The sequence below is a fragment of the Streptomyces sp. NPDC001204 genome, assembly GCF_053598035.1.
The window spans coordinates 217261-238944 of record NZ_JBSFJL010000002.1; the positions used below are offsets into that span (position 1 = coordinate 217261).

Annotated in this window: 15 protein-coding genes and 1 pseudogene; 11 read left to right on the top strand and 5 right to left on the bottom strand. The window is 72.3% G+C overall.

Translation table 11 applies throughout. The annotated features are described in order from the left end of the window. The first annotated feature begins 41 nt into the window (after window positions 1-41). The 3 genes and pseudogenes from ACWC91_RS03930 to ACWC91_RS03940 form a co-directional block, all read left to right on the top strand. A complete protein-coding gene (locus ACWC91_RS03930) occupies window positions 42-650 on the top strand; it encodes an SACE_7040 family transcriptional regulator (protein WP_141360666.1) in 609 nt (202 codons plus the stop codon). Window positions 651-865: 215 nt separating this feature from the next. Beyond that, window positions 866-2023 (top strand): acyl-CoA dehydrogenase family protein, encoded by a 1158-nt coding sequence (locus ACWC91_RS03935; RefSeq protein ID WP_225075265.1) that lies wholly within the window; start codon window positions 866-868, stop codon window positions 2021-2023. 14 nt (window positions 2024-2037) lie between these two features. Continuing rightward, window positions 2038-2910 (top strand): annotated as a pseudogene (locus tag ACWC91_RS03940) (acyl-CoA thioesterase); the annotation flags it as partial. 34 nt (window positions 2911-2944) lie between these two features. On the opposite strand, the gene ACWC91_RS03945 reads toward ACWC91_RS03940, so the two are convergent. Both ACWC91_RS03945 and ACWC91_RS03950 read right to left on the bottom strand, forming a co-directional pair. Beyond that, window positions 2945-3733, bottom strand: a complete 789-nt coding sequence (locus ACWC91_RS03945) for a phosphatase (protein WP_225075263.1) — start codon at window positions 3731-3733, stop codon at window positions 2945-2947. A gap of 62 nt (window positions 3734-3795) precedes the next feature. Beyond that, window positions 3796-5406, bottom strand: a complete 1611-nt coding sequence (locus ACWC91_RS03950) for a PucR family transcriptional regulator ligand-binding domain-containing protein (protein WP_376501348.1) — start codon at window positions 5404-5406, stop codon at window positions 3796-3798. A gap of 193 nt (window positions 5407-5599) precedes the next feature. On the opposite strand from ACWC91_RS03950, the gene ACWC91_RS03955 reads away from it, so the two are divergent. From ACWC91_RS03955 to ACWC91_RS03985, 7 genes are all read left to right on the top strand, one after another. Continuing rightward, window positions 5600-7060 carry a sodium:solute symporter gene (locus ACWC91_RS03955; RefSeq protein WP_281154926.1) on the top strand — a complete coding sequence of 487 codons (1461 nt, stop codon included), beginning with the start codon at window positions 5600-5602 and terminating at the stop codon, window positions 7058-7060. Between the two features lie 56 nt (window positions 7061-7116). Then, window positions 7117-8088, top strand: coding sequence for an agmatinase (gene speB, locus ACWC91_RS03960; RefSeq protein ID WP_225075260.1), 972 nt, complete (start codon window positions 7117-7119; stop codon window positions 8086-8088). Between the two features lie 5 nt (window positions 8089-8093). Then, the gene (locus ACWC91_RS03965; RefSeq protein WP_450643866.1) at window positions 8094-9779 is read left to right on the top strand and encodes a thiamine pyrophosphate-binding protein; all 1686 of its coding nucleotides are present in this window, start codon (window positions 8094-8096) and stop codon (window positions 9777-9779) included. Window positions 9780-9963: 184 nt separating this feature from the next. Continuing rightward, window positions 9964-10830 carry a serine hydrolase gene (locus tag ACWC91_RS03970; RefSeq protein ID WP_450643868.1) on the top strand — a complete coding sequence of 289 codons (867 nt, stop codon included), beginning with the start codon at window positions 9964-9966 and terminating at the stop codon, window positions 10828-10830. 98 nt (window positions 10831-10928) lie between these two features. Further along, the gene (locus ACWC91_RS03975) at window positions 10929-14657 is read left to right on the top strand and encodes an ABC transporter ATP-binding protein (RefSeq protein WP_450643867.1); all 3729 of its coding nucleotides are present in this window, start codon (window positions 10929-10931) and stop codon (window positions 14655-14657) included. Between the two features lie 77 nt (window positions 14658-14734). Further along, window positions 14735-15121, top strand: a complete 387-nt coding sequence (locus ACWC91_RS03980; RefSeq protein ID WP_225075256.1) for a hypothetical protein — start codon at window positions 14735-14737, stop codon at window positions 15119-15121. 98 nt (window positions 15122-15219) lie between these two features. Next, window positions 15220-16671 carry a S28 family serine protease gene (locus ACWC91_RS03985; protein ID WP_225075255.1) on the top strand — a complete coding sequence of 484 codons (1452 nt, stop codon included), beginning with the start codon at window positions 15220-15222 and terminating at the stop codon, window positions 16669-16671. A gap of 74 nt (window positions 16672-16745) precedes the next feature. On the opposite strand, the gene ACWC91_RS03990 is transcribed toward ACWC91_RS03985, so the two are convergent. The 3 genes from ACWC91_RS03990 to ACWC91_RS04000 all read right to left on the bottom strand — a co-directional run bounded on the left by ACWC91_RS03990 (window position 16746) and on the right by ACWC91_RS04000 (window position 20585). After that, window positions 16746-17366 (bottom strand): hypothetical protein, encoded by a 621-nt coding sequence (locus ACWC91_RS03990; protein WP_281154931.1) that lies wholly within the window; start codon window positions 17364-17366, stop codon window positions 16746-16748. A 141-nt stretch (window positions 17367-17507) separates the two neighbouring features. Then, a complete protein-coding gene (locus tag ACWC91_RS03995; RefSeq protein ID WP_225075253.1) occupies window positions 17508-19337 on the bottom strand; it encodes a glycoside hydrolase family 3 protein in 1830 nt (609 codons plus the stop codon). A gap of 330 nt (window positions 19338-19667) precedes the next feature. Continuing rightward, the gene (locus ACWC91_RS04000) at window positions 19668-20585 is read right to left on the bottom strand and encodes a LysR family transcriptional regulator (RefSeq protein WP_225075252.1); all 918 of its coding nucleotides are present in this window, start codon (window positions 20583-20585) and stop codon (window positions 19668-19670) included. A gap of 96 nt (window positions 20586-20681) precedes the next feature. Here ACWC91_RS04000 and ACWC91_RS04005 point away from each other — a divergent pair, with 96 nt between their 5' ends. Continuing rightward, window positions 20682-21632, top strand: a complete 951-nt coding sequence (locus ACWC91_RS04005; RefSeq protein ID WP_225075251.1) for an EamA family transporter — start codon at window positions 20682-20684, stop codon at window positions 21630-21632. Window positions 21633-21684 lie beyond the last annotated feature (52 nt).

The window sequence follows — 21684 nt, forward strand, 5'->3', positions numbered from 1 at the left end:
CAGGTTAACGAGCGCTAACCTCCCTGTCTACAATTACTTCCATGGCCACCCGAACCGACGCCCCCACCCGCCGCGAGCAGATCCTCAAGGAAGCCGCGAGGCTCTTCGCCGAACGCGGCTTCCACGGTGTCGGCGTCGACGAGATAGGCGCCGCCGTGGGCATCAGCGGGCCAGGTCTGTACCGGCACTTCGCGGGCAAGGACGCGATGCTCGCCGAGCTGCTGGTCGGCATCAGCGGTCAGCTCCTGACGGGGGCGAAGCGGCGTCTGGCCGAGGCCGACGGGGTGGCCGGGCCGGAGGCGGTGCTCGACTCCCTCATCGAGGGGCACATCGACTTCGCGCTCGACGACCGTCCCCTCATCACCTTGCACGACCGGGAGCTGGACCGCCTGCGGGACAGCGACCGCAAGCTGGTGCGCCAGCTTCAGCGGCAGTACGTCGAGCTGTGGGTGGAGGTGGTCCGTCAGGTCCACCCGGATCTCGCCGAGCCGGCCGCGCGGTCGGCCGTGCACTCGGTGTTCGGGCTGCTGAACTCCACGCCGCATCTGGGGCGGGCGGGTGCCCTGCCGGGGCGGGGGGACACGGCGGAGTTGCTGCATCGGATGGCGCGGGGGGCGTTCGCGTCGGCGCCCGCGCCTGCGGCGGGCTGAGCGGTTTGCGGGTGCGGCCCGGCTTGTGACGGGGCTGCGCCCCATCCCCCGGGGGTGTGGCGTTGGTTCGCCCCCGCCGCCCCTGCCCGTCCCGGCCCCTCTGGGCCGTCTCTTCCGTGACCTGTGTTACCCGGGCCGCTCTTTACGGCGTTGTGTACTCGCCGGTACGTTGGTGTGAGCAAGCGCTTAGACAGTCCGTGTGTGGAGGTGGCGGCGTGCGTCGTACGGTGTTCAGTGAGGATCACGAGGCGTTCCGGGAGACCCTCCGCGCCTTCATCGAGGCCGAGGTCGTGCCGGTCTACGACGAGTGGTGCGCCGCCGGCCAGGTCCCGCGCGAGTTCTACCACCGGCTCGCCGAGCTCGGCCTGTTCGGCATCAACGTCCCCGAGGAGTACGGCGGCGCCGGACTCCAGACGCACCGGTTCGAGGCCGTCCAGTACGAGGAGACCGCCCGCGCGGGCGTCACCTTCGGCGGCTCCGGCGTCCACGTCCTGCTCGCGCTGCCCTACCTCAAGATGCTCGCCACCGACGAGCAGAAGAAGCGCTACCTGCCCAGGTTCGTCTCCGGCGAGGAGATGTGGGCCATCGCGATGACCGAGCCCGGCACCGGCTCCGACCTCGCGGGCATGAAGACCACCGCCCGGCTGAGCGAGGACGGCACGCACTACGTCCTCAACGGCGCCAAGACCTTCATCACCGGCGGCGTCCACGCCGACAAGGTCATCGTCTGCGCCCGCACCGCCGCCCCGACGGCCGAGGACCGCCGCCACGGCATCTCCCTGTTCGCCGTGGACACCCGGTCCGAGGGCTACTCGGTGGGCCGCAAGCTCGACAAGCTGGGCCTGAAGGCCTCCGACACCGCCGAGCTGGCGTTCGTCGACGTCAAGGTGCCGGTCGAGGACCTGCTCGGCGAGGAGAACAAGGGCTTCTCCTACCTCGGCGCCAACCTGCCCTCAGAGCGGTGGGGCATCGCCTTCGGCGCCTACGCGCAGGCCGGCGCCGCCGTCCGGTTCGCCAAGCAGTACGTGCAGGAGCGCACCGTCTTCGGCAAGCCGGTCGCCCACTTCCAGAACACCAAGTTCGAGCTGGCCGCCTGCCAGGCCGAGGTGGACGCGGCGCAGGCCGTCGCCGACCGTGCGCTGGACGCCCTCGACGCCGGCGAACTCACCCCCGCCGAGGCCGCCTCCGCCAAGCTGTTCTGCACCGAGGTCGCCCACCGCGTCATCGACCGCTGCCTCCAACTGCACGGCGGCTACGGCTACATGAACGAGTACCCGATCGCCCGCCTGTACGCGGACAACCGCGTCAACCGCATCTACGGCGGCACCAGCGAGATCATGAAGTCGATCATCGCCAAGGACATGGGCCTGTAAGGGCAGGACGGCGCATGAACCCAGCACTTCGGTCCCTGCTCGATCTGCTCGACCTGGAGCGGATCGAGCGGGACATCTTCCGCGGCCAGTCCCGCTACGCGGTCGTCCCGCGCGTCTTCGGCGGGCAGGTCGCGGCGCAGGCGCTGGTCGCCGCCGGGCGCACGGTTCCCGCGGACCGGCACGCGCACTCGCTGCACGCGTACTTCCTGCGCCCCGGCGACCCGGGCGCGCCCATCGTCTACACCGTGGACCGCATCCGCGACGGCCGCTCCTTCACCACCCGCCGGGTCGTCGCGGTCCAGCACGGGCAGCCCGTCTTCCACCTCTCGGCGTCCTTCCAGACGTACGAGGAGGGGCTGGAGCACCAGGCGCCCATGCCGCCCGCCCCGGACCCGGAGACCCTGCCCACCTCGCAGGAGCGGATGCGCGGCTACGAGCACCTCCCGCGCCAGGTCGTGGAGCGGTTCCTGGAGGCCCGCGAGGCCGTCGACCTGCGCTACGCCGACGAGCCGCCGTACGGCAGGTTCGGCGAGCCGCGCGAGCCGCACTCCCAGGTGTGGTTCCGGGCCAACGGCAAGCTCGACGGCGACATCGACGAACCTCTCCTGCACGTCGTCCTCGCCACCTACGTCTCCGACATGACGCTGCTGGACTCCGTGCTGCTCGCGCACGGCCGCGGCGGCTGGGCGGTCGGCGACGTGGTCGGAGCCTCGCTGGACCACGCGATGTGGTTCCACCGGCCGTTCCGGGCCGACGAGTGGCTGCTGTACGACCAGGAGTCCCCCTCCGCGCACGGCGGCCGCGGACTCGGCCAGGCCCGCATCTACACCCAGGACGGCCGGCTGGCGATCTCGGTGATCCAGGAGGGCGTGGTCCGCGTGCCCCGGTCCGGGAAACCTGCCGGGGCTCAGTGCCGCGGTCCTAGCCCAGGCCCGCCCGGTCCAGCAGGTACGCCGTCATCGGGTCGTAGTACCGGGGGCTGACCACGTGGTCGTCGAGCGGCACGGTCACCTGGACGGTCCCCTCGGCCTCGCCGACGAACAGGGCCGGGTCGTTGCAGTCGGCGTAGCCGACCGAGTCCACGCCGTGCTGACCGGCGTATCCCGCCCAGCCGTGGTCGGCGACGACCAGGTCGGGCAGCGGGCGGCCCTCGCGCTCCAGACCGGTGAGCACGGCCCGCATCGGCTCGCCGGAGTGGGTGTGCCACAGCGTGGCGCCGTGTTCCAGGACGGCCACGTCCGCGAACTGCATGACGTACCCCTCGTCCGTCTGGAGCCCGTCCGGGATCACCACGATCTCGCAGCCGGCGGCGCGCAGGGCGGCGGCGGTGGCGCGGTGCACGTCGAGCAGGCCGCCGGGGTGACCGGTGGCGAACAGGACCCGCTGACGGCTGTCGGCCGCCTTGCGCAGCCGGCCGGCCATCCGCTCCAGGGCGTCGACGGTCAGCTCGGGGTCGATGGTGTCCTGGCCGTAGCGGTGCTCCGGGTCGTCGTTGACGCCGACGCGCTCCGCCATCACCGCCAGCACGTCCTGCTCGTCGCTCCAGCGGTCGCCGAGCTCCAGACCGAGCCAGAAGTGGCGGTCGCCGTTCGCGAGCTTGCGGTAGTGGGAGAGGTTGTTCTCGCGAGGGGTGGCGACGTCCCCTGCGATACGGGTCCTCACGAGGTGGTCGACGAGCTCGGCGCGGCTGGGTGTCCCGGATATCGGCATGGCTCCCATTGTGGTGCAGCGCACTGCCCGCGTCGCCGGTGTCCCGGCCGCTGGGACGCGGGTCACGCCCGCCGCAGGGCGAACCACAGTTCCATGCGGACGTCGGGGTCGTCCAGGTCGGTGCCGAGGAGGGCGGCGCACCGGGCGATGCGCTGGCGGACGGTGTTGCGGTGCACGGACAGGGCGACCGCGGTGCGGTCCCAACTGCCGTGCAGGGACAGCCAGGTGCGCAGCGTCTCGATGAGCGCGGGAGCCTCGCCGAGCGGGGCGAGCAGCGCCTGGGCGTGGGCGTCTGCCTCGTCCCGCGGGAGCAGGTCGGTCAGGCCGGGGCGGGTGCCGTGGCCGACCAGGGCGGCGCGGGTGGCGCGGGCGCGGGCCAGGGCGCGGGCCGCCTGGGCGTCGGCCGTCGTCCAGTCGCCGGGGCCCACGGCGGTGCTCACCCCGAGGGCCCAGCCGGGCTGGGGGCCGGGCTCCCGCTCGGCGGGCAGGAGGACCCGTACGACCCCGTCGGCGAGGTCGACCAGGGCCGAGCCCAGCGCGGCGCCGAGCGCGGCGGCGGCCACGGCGTCGGCCGCCTGGGTCTCCGGCCGCGCGTGCACGACGACCCACAGTCCGGTCCCGAGCAGCGGTGCCACCTCCTCGGGCGCCGCGCCCAGCAGCACCCGTACCAGCGCCGAGGATCGGGCCGCCCCCGTACCGCTGCGGTGCTCCCCGGTGAGCAGCGAGAGCAGCACGGCGGCCACGGACGCGATGGTGTGGTCCCCGGGTTCACGGCGCGGCGAGGACACCCCGAGCACGAAGCCCTGCCCGGTCCCGAGGGCGTAGGCGGCGAGATGGCTGCCGGCCACGGTGTCGGTGGCGGAGGAGGGCGCGGGCCGGCCCACGGGGGCGGCTGCCGGGGCGGGCCGGCCGGTCGGGGCCGGAGCCGGGGTCGTGGGCGTCCGGACGGGCGTGCCCGGCGGGGTCGTGCCCGCGGGCGCCGTGGTCGCCGGGGCCGGGCGGACCACGTCCGTCAGATGGGCGAGCGCCTGGCGGGCGGCGTCGTGCGGGGCGCGGCCCGCCGAGGCGATCTCCGCGCCGTCCGGGCCGTACAGGGCCGCCCACCCGGTCAGGCGCTGGGCCAGCTGGCGCAGGACGGAGGGGACGGGGTCGGGGCGGGAGGCGGCGGCCGCGAGCCTCTGCTGCGCCTCCGTGACGCGGCGCAGTTCCGCCAGTCGGGCCTGCGCCATCAGCTGCCAGACGGCGCGGGCGACGCCGGAGAAGGTGGTCTGCGTCGGGACCTCCAGGAGCGGCAGGCCGTGGGCCTCGCAGGCCGCCACCAGCGTGCGCGGCACCGAGTCGTGCACCGGCGCCAGGCCGAAGCCGATGGCCGCGCCGCCCGCCGCGGCCACCCGGGAGACATACGTGTCGAAGTACGGGCCGGTGGCGTCCGCGGGGGTGACGTGCACGCCGGCCGTCAGCAGCAGCTCGCCGCCCAGCAGGTACGGGTAGGGGTCGGCCATCTCGGAGGTGTGCGCCCAGTGGATCACGGTGCCCCGGTCGGCCGGGCCGGCGATCAGGCGCAGCGCGAGGTCCTCCCGGGCCAGCAGCGCGGACAGCGGGATCGGTGGGGTCGGTGGGACCGCCGGGGCCAGTGACACGGATGCGTCCGGCATGATGTGCATTCCCTCCATACGACCGCGACTCGAATGGATGAAAAGTACACTTCGCAGTCGCTTTTCGGCCACCTAGTGTCTAGGGGACCGGCAGCCACGGGTACGGGCGATGTCCCCGCGAGCCCTTGCCGACGTCCACCCCCACATATCTGCACGACCCCATACATCTGCACGACACCGCCACCCGGATGTGCGCGAAGGAGGGCCCCACATGGCCGTCGACTACACAGTGATCGTCGTCTATCTCGCCGGCATGCTGGCCATGGGCTGGTGGGGCATGCGCCGCGCCAAGTCCAAGAGCGAGTTCCTGGTCGCGGGCCGCCGCCTGGGCCCCGCGATGTACTCCGGCACCATGGCGGCGATCGTCCTCGGCGGCGCGTCCACCATCGGCGGCGTGGGCCTCGGCTACAAGTACGGCCTCTCCGGTGCCTGGATGGTCTTCACCATCGGCCTCGGAATCCTCGCCCTCTCGGTCTTCTTCTCCGCCCGCATCGCCCGGCTGAAGGTCTACACCGTCTCCGAGATGCTCGACCTGCGCTACGGCGGCAAGGCCGGCATCATCTCGGGCGTCGTGATGTGGGCGTACACCCTGATGCTGGCGGTGACCTCCACCATCGCGTACGCCACGATCTTCGACGTGCTGTTCGACCTGAACCGCACCGTCGCGATCATCCTCGGCGGCACGATCGTCGTGGCCTACTCCACCCTCGGCGGCATGTGGTCCATCACGCTGACCGACATGGTGCAGTTCGTGGTGAAGACGATCGGCGTGCTGCTCCTGCTGCTGCCCATCGCCGTCGTCAAGGCGGGCGGCTTCAGCGAGATGAAGGCCAAGCTGCCGACCTCCTACTTCGACCCGCTGGGCATCGGCGGCGAGACGATCTTCACGTACGTCCTGATCTACACCTTCGGCATGCTGATCGGCCAGGACATCTGGCAGCGCGTGTTCACCGCCCGCAGCGACACCACCGCCAAGTGGGGCGGCACCGTCGCCGGCACCTACTGCCTGGTCTACGCGATCGCCGGCGCGGTCATCGGCACCGCCGCCAAGGTGCTGTACCCCAACCTCGGCAGCGCCGACGACGCCTTCGCCACCATCGTCAAGGCGGACCTGCCCGTCGGTGTCCGCGGCCTTGTGCTCGCCGCCGCGCTGGCCGCGGTGATGTCCACCTCCTCCGGCGCGCTGATCGCCTGCGCCACCGTCGCCAACAACGACATCTGGTCCCGGCTGCGCGGCGCCGTCCGCCGCGACGGGGAGGAGCACGACGAGGTCAAGGGCAACCGCGTCTTCATCCTGATCATGGGCGTCGGCGTGATCTGCACCGCCATCGCGCTCAACAACGTCGTCGAGGCGCTGACCGTCGCCTACAACCTGCTCGTCGGCGGGCTGCTCGTGCCGATCCTCGGCGGACTGCTGTGGAAGCGCGGCACCGCGCACGGCGCCCTCGCCTCCGTGATCGTCGGCGGCGCCGCGGTCATCGGCCTCATGGCGACCTTCGGCATCCTCGCCAATGAGCCCGTCTACTACGGCCTGCTGTCCTCCCTGGCCGCCTATGTCATCGTCTCCCTGGCGACCAAGCCGACCGACGCGGCCGTCCTCGCCGCCTGGCGCGAGCGGCTCGCCGGGCGCACCTCCGAACTCGCGTCCGAACCGGCCCCCGCTCACCAGTAGAGTCGATCACGAGCCATCACATACGCGACGAAGCGCAAGAAAGAAGGCATTTCAGCATGAGCAGCACCGAGACGCCCCGCGGTCCCGTCGACTCCTCCCGCGTCCCGCGGTACGCCGGCCCCGCGACCTTCGCCCGGCTGCCGCGCCTCGACGAGGTGGGCACCGCCGACGTCGCCGTCGTGGGTGTGCCGTTCGACTCCGGCGTCTCGTACCGGCCGGGCGCCCGCTTCGGCGGCAACGCCATCCGTGAGGCGTCCCGGCTGCTGCGCCCCTACAACCCGGCACAGGACGCCTCCCCGTTCGCCCTCGCCCAGGTCGCGGACGGCGGCGACATCGCCGTGAACCCGTTCAACATCAACGAGGCCGTCGAGACCATGGAGGCCGCCGCCGACGAACTCCTCGGCACCGGCGCCCGGTTGATGACCCTCGGTGGCGACCACACCATCGCGCTGCCGCTGCTGCGGTCCGTCGCCAAGAAGCACGGCCCGGTCGCGCTGCTCCACTTCGACGCCCACCTCGACACCTGGGACACCTACTTCGGCGCCGAGTACACGCACGGCACCCCGTTCCGGCGGGCGGTGGAGGAGGGCATCCTCGACACCGAGGCGCTCTCCCACGTCGGCACCCGCGGCCCGCTGTACGGCAAGCAGGACCTCACCGACGACGAGAAGATGGGCTTCGGCATCGTCACCTCCGCCGACGTCTACCGCCGCGGCGCCGACGAGGTGGCCGACCAGCTGCGGCAGCGCATCGGCGACCGCCCGCTGTACATCTCCATCGACATCGACTGCCTCGACCCGGCGCACGCGCCCGGCACCGGCACCCCCGAGGCGGGCGGCATGACCTCCCGCGAACTGCTGGAGATCCTGCGCGGCCTGGCCTCCTGCAACCTGGTCTCCGCCGACGTCGTCGAGGTGGCCCCGGCGTACGACCACGCCGAGATCACCTCGGTGGCCGCCTCCCACACGGCGTACGAACTGACCACGATCATGACCCGCCAGATCGCGGCGGCCCGGAAGGACGCGTAAGCGACGTGACGCACGACCACGACCTGGTACTTCGCCCGACACCCGCGCAGACGGAGGCCGCCCTCAACTCTCCCCCCGGCCGCAACGGCGGAGACCTGGTCGTGGAGACCCTGGCCGGGCTGGGCGCGACGACCGTCTTCGGCCTGCCCGGCCAGCACGCCCTCGGCATGTTCGACGCGCTGCGCCGCTCGGACCTCACGTACGTGGGCCTGCGGGTGGAGAACAACGCGGGCTTCGCCGCCGACGCGTTCGGCCGGATCACCGGCGAGGCGGCACCGCTGCTGCTGTCGACCGGCCCTGGAGCGCTGACCTCGCTGGCCGCGCTCCAGGAGGCGGCGGCGGCCTCGGCCCCCGTCCTGGCCATCAGCAGCCAGATCCCGAGGGCGGGGCTCGGCGGCGGCCGCCACGGCTACCTGCACGAACTGCCCGACCAGGCCGCCTCGTTCCGTGGCGTGGTGAAGTCGGTCCACACGGTCCGTGCCCAGTCCCAGATCCCCTCCGCCATCGCGGCCGCCTGGAAGTCGGCGCTCACGGTCCCGCACGGGCCCGTGTGGGTGGAGATCCCGCAGGACGTGCTGCTGGACGCGACGAGCCTGCCGGTGGTGACGGCGCTGGACGCGACCCCGGAGGAGCTGGTCCCGCGTCCCGAGCTCACCGCGGTGGCGGCCGACCTGCTGTCGAAGGCGGCTCGCCCGGCGGTCGTCGCGGGCGGGGGAGCGGTCCGCGCCGACGCGTCCGGCAAGCTGCTGGCGCTCGCGGAGCGGCTGAACGCCCCCGTCGTCACGACCTTCGGCGGCAAGGGAGCCTTCCCCTGGGAGCACCCGCTGTCCCTCCAGTCCTGGTTGGAGGACCGGCACACCACGGACTTCCTGGAGGACGCCGACGTCCTGCTGGTGGTCGGCTCCGGCCTCGGTGAACTCTCCTCCAACTACCACACGTTCAAGCCGCGCGGCCGGGTCATCCAGATCGAGGCCGACCTCGGCAAACTGGAGTCCAACCACCCGGCCCTCGGCATCCACGCCGACGCCCGCCTGGCGCTCCAGGCCCTGCTGGAGACCGTGGACGAGCGCGCCGACGAGGGCGCCGCCGACCGCGTAAGCGAGGTGCTGGGCAAGGTCCGCGACCGGATCGCCGCCCAGGAACTCACCCTGGAGCAGAACGTGCTGGCGTCCGTCCGCCGCGCCCTGCCCGCCGGCTCGCCGTCCTTCTGGGACATGACGATCCTGGCGTACTGGGCCTGGTCGGCCTTCGACGCGAAGTCCCCCAACACCATGCACTCGGCCCAGGGCGCGGGCGGCCTCGGCTACGGCTTCCCGGCGGCGCTGGGGGCGGCGGCCGCGGACCGCACCCGCCCGGTCCTGGCGGTGTCGGGCGACGGCGGCGCGCTGTACTCGATCGCGGAACTGGCCACTGCCCGCCAGTACGACCTGAACGTCACCTGGCTGATCGTCGACGACGGCGGCTACGGCATCCTCCGCGAGTACATGACCGACGCCTTCGGCCAGGCCACGGCGACGGAACTGACCCGCCCCGACTACGTGGCCCTCGCCGAGTCCTTCGGCGTCCCCGGCGTCCGCACGACCTCCGAGACCCTGGCGGCCGACCTGTCGAACGCCCTTGCCGAACCGGGCCCTTCGGTCGTCGTCCTCCCCGCCGTCCTGCGGATGTTCGCGCCCACGCATCTGGACTGAGGCCGCGGCCAAACCGGAAAGGGGCTCGTGCTCGTGTGCGCGAGTCCCTGACTGTATTCGGGTAACGGCCGGTCAAATTTCGACCAACTCGCGCAACCATGCCCCGCAGTCCGTATGTCAAGGGTGCATGACTCACTCGACAACCCGACGCGCCAGAGTGCTCGCGGCGGGCGTGGGCGCCGGGATGCTGATTCCCTGCATCGCCGCCGCGACGCCTGCCGCGGCCGCCGCACCCACGGTCAGCTGCACGTCCGGCAAGGCGGGCCTGGCAGCCAAGTTGGAGAAGGACATCACCGCGGCCATGAAGAGCCGCAAGGGCACCATCGCCGTCGGTCTGCGCGACCGCGGCACCAACACGACCTGCACGCTGCGCCAGTCGACCGCCTACGACTCCGCGAGCGTGGTCAAGGTCACCGTCCTCGCCACCCTGCTGTGGGACGCCAAGAAACACAACCGCTACCTCACCGCCCGCGAGACCGCGCTCGCGAAGGCCATGATCACCAAGTCGGACAACAACGCCACCTCCACCCTGTGGAAGCAGCTGGGCGTGACGAAGGTGAAGGGCTTCCTGACCGCGGCCGGCATGACCCAGACCAAGCCCGGCGCGAACGGCTACTGGGGACTGACCCAGATCACCGTGCGCGACGAGCAGAAGCTGCTCGCCCTGATCACGGCGAAGAACTCCGTGCTGAGCGACAACTCCCGCGCCTACCTCCTCAAGCTCATGGGCCAGGTCGTCTCCTCCCAGCGCTGGGGCACGCCCGCCGGGGCGCCGTCATCCGTCGCCGTGCACGTCAAGAACGGCTGGCTGTCGCGCTCGACCCACGGCTGGCGGGTACACAGCGTCGGCACCTTCGACGGCGCCGGCCGCGATTACATGATCACGGTGCTCACCCAGGACAACAGCACCATGAACTACGGCGTCACCACCATCCAGAACATCGCCAAGGCCATCCACAAGGACCTCGTCCCCACGACGACGAACACGGTGCGCTACGCGCCGACCACCACACCGAAGGAGGCGTTCGTGGCGGTCCCCTCCGGCGGGTGACCCCCGCGTCGGCGGGCGCGTTTGTTACGGAGGGATGAAATCCGCCGCCGCCCGCGTTGGTGTCTTCCGGAAGATCAGCTCTTGAGGGAGGCACCGACGTGGCAGCGCAGCCGGGGTGGGCGCGGAGACTGGCCGGGTACGCCTGGCGTTACCCCAAGGACGTCGTCCTCGCCCTCGGCGCCTCGCTCGCCGGCATGGCCGTCACGGCGCTCGTGCCGCTGATCACCAAGGTGATCATCGACGACGTGATCGGCGACCACAGCCGCCGTATGACCGCCTGGGCGGGCGCCCTGGTCGCCGCCGCGCTGGTCGTCTACGTCCTCACCTACATCCGCCGCTACTACGGCGGCCGGCTCGCCCTCGACGTCCAGCACGACCTTCGGACGGAGATGTACGAGACGATCACCCGGCTCGACGGCAGACGCCAGGACGAGCTGTCCACCGGCCAGGTGGTCGGCCGCGCCACCAGCGACCTCCAGCTGATCCAGGGCCTGCTCTTCATGCTGCCGATGACCATCGGCAACGTACTGCTGTTCCTGATCTCCCTGGTGATCATGGCCTGGCTGTCGCTGCCGCTGACCCTGGTTGCCCTCGCCGTCGCCCCGGCCCTCGGCTGGATCGCCCGGCGCAGCCGCACCAAGCTCCATCCCGCCACCTGGTACGCCCAGGCACAGGCCGCCGCCGTGGCCGGCGTGGTCGACGGCGCGGTGAGCGGCGTACGCGTGGTGAAGGGCTTCGGACAGGAGGAGCAGGAGACCGCCAAGCTGCGCGAGGTCGGCCGCAGGCTGTTCGCCGGGCGGCTGCGCACCATCCGGCTGAACTCCAGGTTCACCCCCGCCCTCCAGGCCGTGCCCGCACTCGGCCAGGTCGCCATGCTGGCCCTCGGCGGCTGGCTCGCCGTGCGCGGGCACATCACGCTGGGTACGTTCGTCGCCTTCTCCGCCTACCTCGCCCAGCTCGTCGGCCCGGTCCGCATGCTCGCCATGGTGCTCACGGTCGGGCAGCAGGCCCGGGCCGGCACCGAACGCGTCCTGGAGCTGATCGACACCGAACCCACCCTGACCGGGGGCACCAAGGAGCTGCCCGCCGACGCGCCCGCCACCGTCGAGTTCGACGACGTCTCCTTCGGCTACGAGGACGGCCGCCCCGTCCTCCAGGGGCTGTCCTTCGAGATCCGCCCCGGCGAGACCCTGGCCGTCGTCGGCTCCTCCGGCTCCGGCAAGTCCACCGTCTCGCTGCTGCTGCCCCGCTTCTACGACGTCACCCACGGCGCCGTCCTCGTCGGCGGCCACGACGTGCGCGAGCTGACCCTGGACTCGCTCAGGGCCGCGATCGGCCTGGTGCCCGAGGACTCCTTCCTGTTCTCCGACACCGTCCGCGCCAACATCGCCTACGGCCGCCCCGACGCCACCCGCGAGCAGATCGAGGCCGCCGCCCGCGCCGCCCAGGCCGACCGCTTCATCTCGGAGCTGCCCGAGGGCTACGACACCAAGGTCGGCGAGCACGGTCTGACCCTCTCCGGCGGCCAGCGCCAGCGCGTCGCACTGGCCCGCGCGATCCTCACCGACCCGCGCCTGCTCGTCCTGGACGACGCCACCTCCGCCGTGGACGCCCGAGTCGAGCACGAGATCCACGAGGCCCTGGCCCAGGTCATGGAGGGCCGCACCACCCTCCTCATCGCCCACCGCCGCTCCACCCTGAACCTCGCCGACCGCATCGCCGTCCTCGACCAGGGCCGCCTCGCCGACATCGGTACCCACGACGAACTCCAGGAGCGGTCCCCCCTCTACCGGCGCCTGCTCACCGACCCCGACGAGCTCGGCGGCGTCTCGCCCGGCCACGCCCAGCCCGCCGCTCCCCCGGAGGACGTCTCCGTAAGAGAGGAGCTGGACGCCGAGTTCGACGCCGAGCGGGGCATCACGCCCACGCTGTGGGCGGGGGACCGCGAGCCCCGGGACGCGGCGATGGCCGGCATGCCCGCCACCCCGGAACTGCTCGCCCAGGTCGCGGCGCTGCCGCCCGCGAACGACATCCCCGACATCGACGAGCGGCGGGCCGTCAGCCCGGAGGACTCCTACGGCCTGCGCCGCCTGCTGCGCGGCTTCGGCCTGCCGCTCCTGGTCAGCCTGGGCCTGGTCGCCGTGGACGCCGGCATGGGCCTGCTGCTGCCGGTCATGATCCGGCACGGCATCGACCAGGGCGTCACGCAGATGGCCCTGGGCGCCGTCTGGGGGGCCTCGCTGCTCGCCCTGCTCGCCGTGCTGGTGCAGTGGTCGGCGCAGATCGGCGAGACCCGGATGACCGGGCGGACCGGCGAGCGGGTGCTGTACTCGCTGCGCCTGAAGATCTTCGCCCAGCTCCAGCGGCTCGGCCTGGACTACTACGAGCGCGAGCTGACCGGCCGGATCATGACCCGGATGACGACGGACGTGGACGCGCTGTCGACGTTCCTCCAGACCGGTCTGGTCACGGCGTTCGTCTCGGTCGTCACCTTCTTCGGCATCATGGTCGCTCTGCTGGTGATCGACGTACAGCTGGCGCTGGTCGTCTTCGCGACGCTGCCGCCGCTGGTCGTCGGCACGTTCTTCTTCCGCCGGGCGAGCGTGAAGGCGTACGAGCTCGCCCGGGAGCGGGTGTCGGTGGTCAACGCCGACCTCCAGGAGTCGGTGGCCGGGCTGCGGATCGTGCAGGCCTTCCGGCGCGAGCGGGACGGCGGGCGGCGGTTCGCCGGGCGCAGCGACAGCTACCGCCAGGCGCGTATCCGCGGCCAGTGGCTGATCTCGGTCTACTTCCCGTTCGTGCAGCTCCTGTCCTCGGTCGCCGCGGCCTCGGTGCTGATCGCGGGCGCGGGCCGGGTGGAGGCGGCCACCCTGACCACGGGCGCCCTGGTGGCGTACCTGCTCTACATCGACCTGTTCTTCGCTCCCGTCCAGCAGCTCTCCCAGGTCTTCGACGGCTACCAGCAGGCCACCGTCTCCCTGGGCCGCATCCGGGAGCTGCTCCGGGAGCCGACGTCCACGAAGTCCGCCGCCGAGCCCCTCGACGTGCCCGCCCTGCGCGGCGAGATCGCCTTCGAGGACGTGCACTTCCGGTACGGCGCCGCCGACGCGGGCGAGGCGGCACTCACCGGCGTCGACCTGCGCGTCCCGGCCGGACAGACCGTCGCCTTCGTCGGCGAGACCGGCGCGGGCAAGTCGACCCTGGTGAAGCTGGTGGCCCGGTTCTACGACCCGACCGGCGGCCGGGTGACCGTCGACGGCACGGACCTCAGGGCGCTGGACCTCACCGCGTACCGGCACCGGCTCGGGGTCGTGCCGCAGGAGGCGTACCTCTTCCCGGGCACCGTCCGCGACGCCATCGCCTACGGCCGCCCCGACGCCACCGACGCCGAGGTGGAGGCCGCCGCGCGGGCGGTCGGCGCGCACGAGATGATCGCCACCCTTGAGGGCGGCTATCTGCACGAGGTCGCCGAGCGCGGACGCAATCTGTCGGCCGGTCAGCGTCAGTTGATCGCGCTGGCCCGCGCCGAACTCGTCGATCCCGACGTGCTGTTGCTCGACGAGGCGACCGCCGCGCTCGACCTCGCCACCGAGGCACAGGTCAACCAGGCCACCGACCGGCTCGCGGGCCGCCGTACGACACTGGTGGTCGCCCACCGGCTGACGACGGCCGCCCGCGCCGACCGGGTGGTGGTGATGGACCACGGCCGGGTCGCCGAGGACGGCACGCACGAGGAACTGCTGGCCCGCGACGGGCGGTACGCCGAGCTGTGGCGGACGTTCGTCGGCGCGGCCGAACCGGAGGAGCCGGTCAGCGCGTCCCGCTGAGTCCGCGGGCGCAACCACCCCGCCCACGGGCCGCGTCCGTACATCCGTACACTTGTACGCTCGCGTCAGGGGGGACTGTGGACAGTGGTGTGACACGCCGGAGGCCGCTGGCGCTCGTGGCCGTGCTGACCGGGGCGGTGCTGCTGGCGTTCGCCGCGCCCGGCACCGCCCAGGCGGCCACCGCCTGCGCGGGCCGCGAGGTCAGAACGCTCTCCTTCGCCACCGGCACCGTCCACGTCCACAAGCGCGACGGCTACGTCTGCGCCCTCACCGTCGCCAGGTACCCCGGCCCCAAGCGGCCGATGTCGGTGACGGTGCAGGCCCGCGGCAACCGTCCGGTCACCGACAAGGGCCGCTACTCCCGGCACGCCGGCCCGGTCACCGTGCACGCGGGCCACCGGTGCGTGCGGGTCGCCGGATCGGTGGGGTCGAAGTCGGTGCACACGGACTGGATCCTGTGCTGAACTCCTGAAACGCGTTCAGGTATTTTCCCTGCTGCCCTGGTGTGCACCCGAGTTGCTCCGATAGCTTCCGGCGAACATCTGTCTCATTGGGAGGGTGCATGCGCAAGGCGCTCAGATGGCTGCTCGCGCTCACAGTGTCCATCGGCACGCTGAGCACGGCGGGGGTGGCTACCGCGGCCCAGCCGGAGGCCACGAACGGCCCCGCAAGCAGCACGGAAGCCGACATCCTGAACCAGCTCCTGGCCATTCCGGGCATGAGCCTGATCCAGGAGAAGCCCTACGCCGGCTACCGCTACTTCGTCCTCAACTACACCCAGCCGGTCGACCACCGCGATCCGTCGAAGGGCACCTTCCAGCAGCGGATCACCGTGCTGCACAAGGGAGTCGACCGCCCGACGGTCTTCTACACCGGCGGCTACAACGTCTCCACGACCCCCAGCCGCCGCGAGCCCACCCAGATCGTGGACGGCAACCAGGTCTCCATGGAGTACCGGTTCTTCACCCCGTCCCGGCCCGCCCCGGCCGACTGGACCAAGCTCGACATCTGGCAGGCCGCCAGCGACCAGCACCGCATCTACCAGGCGCTGAAGCCGCTCTACTCCCACAACTGGATCGCCACCGGCGGCTCCAAGGGCGGTATGACGGCCACCTACTACAAGCGCTTCTACCCCGGTGACATGGACGGCGTGGTCGCCTACGTCGCGCCCAACGACGTGGTCGACAAGGAAGATTCCGCCTACGACCGCTTCTTCGCCACCGTCGGCACCAAGGAGTGCCGCGACCGGCTGAACGGCGTGCAGCGGGAGGCGCTGGTGCGCCGGGCCTCGCTGGAGAACAAGTACGCCGAGTTCGCCGCCGACAACGGTTACACCTTCACCACCATCGGCAACCTGGACAAGGCGTACGAGGCCGTCGTCCTCGACTACGTGTGGGGCTTTTGGCAGTACAGCCTGCTGAAGGACTGCGGCACCATCCCGGGTGACGCCAAGAACGCCACCGACCAGCAGATCTGGGACTCCGTCAACGCCATCTCCGGCTTCGACGCCTACACCGACCAGGGTCTCGAGACCTACACGCCGTACTACTACCAGGCCGGCACGCAGCTCGGCGCGCCGACCATCCAGTTCCCGCACATCGAGAAGAAGCTGATCCGCTACGGCTACCAGCCGCCGCGCAACTTCGTGCCGCGGTCCATCCCGATGAAGTTCCAGCCGTCGGCGATGCGTGACGTGGACACCTGGGTGCGCCAGCACGCGAACCACATGCTCTTCGTGTACGGGGAGAACGACCCGTGGGGCTCGGAGCGGTTCCGCCTCGGCAACGGGGCACGGGACTCGTACGTGTTCACGGCGCCCGGCATGAACCACGGGGCGAACGTCGCCGGTCTCGTGCCGGACGAGAAGGCGCTCGCCACGGCGAAGATCCTCGAGTGGGCCGGAGTCGCCACCCCGGCGGTCCAGGTGAACCCGTCGGTGGCCAGGCCGCTGGCCGGCTTCGACGCGAAGCTGGACGTGCGGGACGTGGAGCGCGAGCCCGCGCTCAGGCCGTGACGCGCCGGTCGGCACCCGCTGACACGCGCGGGCCGACCGACGGACGCTGATCCATCGGTGGGCTGCGCCCGGAGTCACAGTTTCCGGGCGCAGCCCACCGGTTCGTCGCCGCCGAGCCGGACGTACAGGGCGGTCGACGCCGGGCACTGGGCGCGGTCGCGCACCGCCCGTGTCACCCGGTACTCCGGCTTCTTCACGCCCGTGCCGTCGCACGCGGTCTCCCGGACCTGGCCGCGGCCGGAGCCGTAGAGGCAGTCGCCGACGACGGTGCGCGGGCCGCCCCCGCCGCCGGGGTCGCCGGGGTGCGGCGGCTGGAGATTGCGCATGCAGGCATAGCCCCGCGGGATCGCGCCGCCGTCCTGGCCGGCGGCAGACTGGGCCCCGATGTGCAGGACGAAGTCGGTGTCCGGCGGGCAGGGCGGGCCGTCGCCGGGAGGGCCGTCGTGGCGGGCGATCACCCGGGCCGCCGCGCGCTCCCCGGAGCACGGCACCTCGGTGAAGCTCGTCGTGCCGAAGGAACTGCACTCGCCCGGGCCGAGGAACACCGCGCCGTGACCGGACGGCCGCGCGGAGGCCGGGACACCGCCCCGCTCCTGGCCGCCCGTGGACCCGGACGGCCGTCCGCAGCCCGTCAGCAGAGCCACGAGCAGCGCCGGCAGGACGCACGCCACCCCCACGGACCATTTCCCGCGCATCGCCATCCCCCGGTCCACCCCCCGGCCCAGCGTGGCCCGCCACAGCGGGGCCACGCCAGGCGTGCGGGGTGCTTCGGGCCAGTTGGCGGTGGCGCGCCGGGGGCGCGGCGTAAGCGCCGTACGCCCGAAGCGCGAGGGCGGCTAGTACGACAGGCCGTACCCGATGGGGTACAGGACCCGCGCCGGGTCGTCCGCCCGCTGGACCGGCACCGGGAGCCTGCCGCGCGGCCGCACCTGCCCCGCGATCACCCGTGCGGCGGCCCGCAGTTCCACGTCGGTCCAGGAGTAGGCAGCCAAGTGAGCCGGAACCGTGGGTAGTTGGGCGACGTCGTAGGGATTGCGGATCGCGACCGCGATCACCGGGCGGCCGGTGGCGACGAGCCGTTCCACCAGCGTCTTCTGGGAGCTGCCAGCCGTGACGTTGTACGTCCCGACCACCACCGCGTCCGCGTCCTGCGCCGCGGCCACCGCCTTGTCGACGGTCGCCGCCGACGGAGCGGTGCCCGTCGACAACGCCGTTGCCTGGAAACCGAGTTCGCTGAGGGCGGCGGCGAGCACACCGGTGGGCGGGCCCGTGGTGCCCGACGGGGAGGCGGGGTCGGCGCCGACGACGAGCAGCTTCTTGTGGCTGCGACGGGACAGCGGCAGCAGGCGGCCCTCGTTGGCCAGCAGGGTCGTGGTCCGCTCGGCGACGCGGTCGGCCGCCGCCAGGTGGGTGCCGATGCCCACGACGCGGTCGACGTTCGCCTGGCTGACGTAGGGGTCGTCGAGCAGTCCCAGCTTCGCCTTCAGCCGCAGGACGCGCAGGATCGATTCGTCGAGCCGGGCCTCGGTCAGCTCGCCGGCGCGCACCGCGTTCAGCACGGCGTTCCAGGCCACGTCCAGCGAGGGCGGGTTGAGCAACTGGTCCACGCCCGCCTTCAGCGCCAGCACCGGCACCCGGTCGTCGCCGTACTTGGTGCGCACGCCGTCCATGCCGAGCGAGTCGGTCACCACGACGCCGTCGTAGCCGAGTTCGCCGCGCAGGATGCCGGTGAGGACCGGGTGGGACAGGGTGGCCGGGTCGCCGGAGTCGTCCAGCGCCGGGAACTGGATGTGCGCGGTCATGATCGAGTCGATGCCGGCCTTGATCGCGGCCCGGAACGGCACCGCGTCCAGCTTCTCCCACAGCTCGCGGCTGTGCGTGATGACCGGGAAGCCGTAGTGACTGTCGGTGGCGGTGTCCCCGTGGCCGGGGAAGTGCTTGGCGGTCGCCGCCACCCGGGAGCTCTGGTAGCCCTTCACCTCCGCGGCCACCAGCCCCGCCACCGCGTCCGGGTCGGCGCCGAAGGACCGTACGCCGATGACCGGGTTGGCCGGGTTGACGTTCACGTCGGCGTCGGGGGAGTAGTCCTGGTTGATGCCGAGGGCGCGCAGCTCCGCGCCGGAGACACGGCCCAGGGTGTGGGCGTCGGCGGGCGAGCCGCCCGCGCCCATCGCCATGGCGCCCGGGAAGAGGGTCGCGGGCTTGCCCACGCGGCAGACGATGCCGTGCTCCTGGTCGGTGGCGACGAGCAGGGGCAGGCCGCGCGGCTGCCCGAGGGCCGCCTGCTGGATGCCGTTGGACAGGTCGGCGATCTGGTGCGGGTTCTGGGTGTTGTTGGCCCAGGCGAAGTAGATGATGCCGCCGACGCGGTACTTGGCGATCAGCTCGGCGGCCGTGCGGACGCCGATCTCCTTGAGGTTGGCGTCGATGTCGGCCTGCGTCGGGGCGGTGGCCGAGTGGCCGTAGACCCGCATCACGAAGAGCTGGCCGACCTTCTCCTCGAGCGTCATCCGGGAGATGAGGGCACGCAGCTTCCTGTCGTTGGAGGAAGCGGCGTGGGCGGTGCCGGTGCCCTGGACCGCCAGGGCGGCGGTGAGGCCGGCGGTGGCGGCGAGGAGGGTACGTCTGGAGGGAAGTGCGGTGGTTCCCGTGCTGGTGTCGTGCACGTGCGCCCCTTCCGGAGGAGATCCGCTGGAGTACCACTGAAGGAAACTTCCGAGGAGTCACCAATATCCGGGAAGTTTCTGCCAGTCAAGGGAGTGCACAGGAACCGGTGAGGGCCGCCGCCGGCGCTGCCGGAGGGGGGCGCGCCGACGGCGGCGGGCTGCCGGCCGCGGTGCGGAGGAGAGGGTGGTCGGCGATCGCAGCCGTCGGCGAGGCCGACACCGCACCGCGCGGACTCCTCCGGCAGCCCACCGGTTGGACGGGCGGGAGCGGGGCCGGGTTCCCGGCCGGGCCCGGATTCCCCCACGTCGGTGCGGATGTGGCAGCGGGGCTCAGCGGGGCGTGTGGGCGGACACCTCGGGCCAGTGCTCCCGCAGGGTGCGCACCGTCTCCGCGATGGCCGGCCGGCGCGCGGCGCCCGTGCGCCACAGCGCGTACAACCGCCTTACGGGCATGGGGTCCAGCGGCACCTCCACGACCCCCTCGGGCAGCGGGCCCCGGCCCAGGCGCGGGATCAGCGCGACGCCCAGGCCCGCGGCGACCAGGGCGACCAGGGTCGGGTTCTCGTCGGCCTGGTGGACCACGTCCGGCTCGTGCCCTGCGGAGCGCAGGGTACGCAGCAGCCAGTCGCTGCACACCCGGCCCGGCGGCTGGCAGATCCACCGCTCGCCGCCCAGCTCCTCGCGCCGTACCCCCGTCCGCCCCGCGAACGGATGCCCGGCCGGCACCAGCAGGTCGCACAAGTCGTCCCCGATGACCGCCTGTTCCACCCCGGACGGCGCGGGCAGCGGGGCGATGTCCCAGTCGTGCGCGACGGCCAGGTCGACGGCGCCCTTGGCCACCAGGTCCACCGACAGATGCGGGTCGACCTCGCTGAGCCGGGCGTCCAGGGCCGGGTGCCGGCGGGCCAGGTCCGCGAGGACGCGGGGCATGAGCCCGCGCGCCGCCGAGGCGAACGCCGCCACCAGCAGCCGCCCGGCGGGCACCCCGCGCCGCTCCTCCAGCTCGGTCTCGGCCCGCTCCACGATCGCCAGCAACTCACCAGCGGTAGAGACCAGTTGGTGTGCCTCGTCGGTGAGTCGCACCCCGCGCCCCTCGCGTTCGAGGAGTACGGTCCTGGTCTCCCGCTCCAGCTTGGCGATCTGCTGCGACACCGCCGACGACGTGTACCCGAGCGCGGCCGCGGCCGCCCCGACGGTGCCGTGCACGGAGACGGCGTGCAGGGCACGCAGACGCTGGAGATCGAGCACGGTTCCTCCGACGGGCCGAATGGTTAGCGGTGCTTCACTCAATGGTGCAGCAATCATCGCTGGTGCTTCATGGTTCGCGGCAGTGATCCTCGGTACATGCGACCTTCCCATGTCCTGCTCGCCGTCCTCGTCGCCGCCGTCTGGGGTGTGAACTTCACCGTCATCGAGGTCGGCCTCGGCCACTTCCCGCCCCTGCTCTTCTCGGCCCTGCGCTTCCTGGCGGCCGCGCTCCCCGCCGTCTTCCTGGTGGGCCGGCCGAAGGTGGCGTGGAAATGGATCGTGGCGGTGGGACTGGTGCTCGGCGTCGCCAAGTTCGGGCTGCTGTTCGTCGGGATGGACGCCGGGATGCCCGCCGGGCTCTCCTCCCTGGTGCTCCAGATCCAGGCGGTGTTCACGGCCCTGTTCGCCTTCCTGGTGCTGGGCGAACGGCCTTCGGGCGTACGGGTGCTGGGCATGGGCGTGGCGCTCGGCGGCATCGGCGTCGCGGCCGTGGACGAGGGCACCACGGGCCCCCTCGGCGCCTTCGTGCTCGTCGTCGCCGCGGCCGTCTGCTGGGGCGTCTCCAACGTCCTGACCCGCAGGGCCGCCTCCCCGGACGCGCTGAACTTCATGGTCTGGGTGAGCACGGTCCCGGTCCTGCCACTGCTCGGCCTGTCGATGCTGCTGGAAGGCCCCTCCCGGGACCTGGCCGCGCTGCGCGCCCTGGACTGGCAGGGCGTGGGCACGGTCCTCTACGTCGCCTGGATCACCACGGTCTTCGGCTTCGGCGCCTGGGGCTGGCTGCTGCGCCGCCACCCGGCCTCCACGGTCGCGCCGTTCTCGTTGCTGGTCCCGGTCTTCGGCATGTCCTCGGCGGCGCTCTTCCTCGGCGAATCGGTGAGCCCCCTGCGCTGGTGCGCGGCGGCGCTGCTGGTCGGCGGGGTGGCGCTGACGTCGCTCGCACCGAGCCGCCGCCGCGAGCAGCCGCCGGCCCCGGCACCGGTCCCGGAGGTCATCGTCCCCGCCGAAGGCCCCGCGCCGTCGCTCCCCGCCGGGCAGCCGCGGTGAGGCCACTTCGTCGGGCAGCCGCGGTGAGGCCGGCGGCGCCACCGGTGGCCGT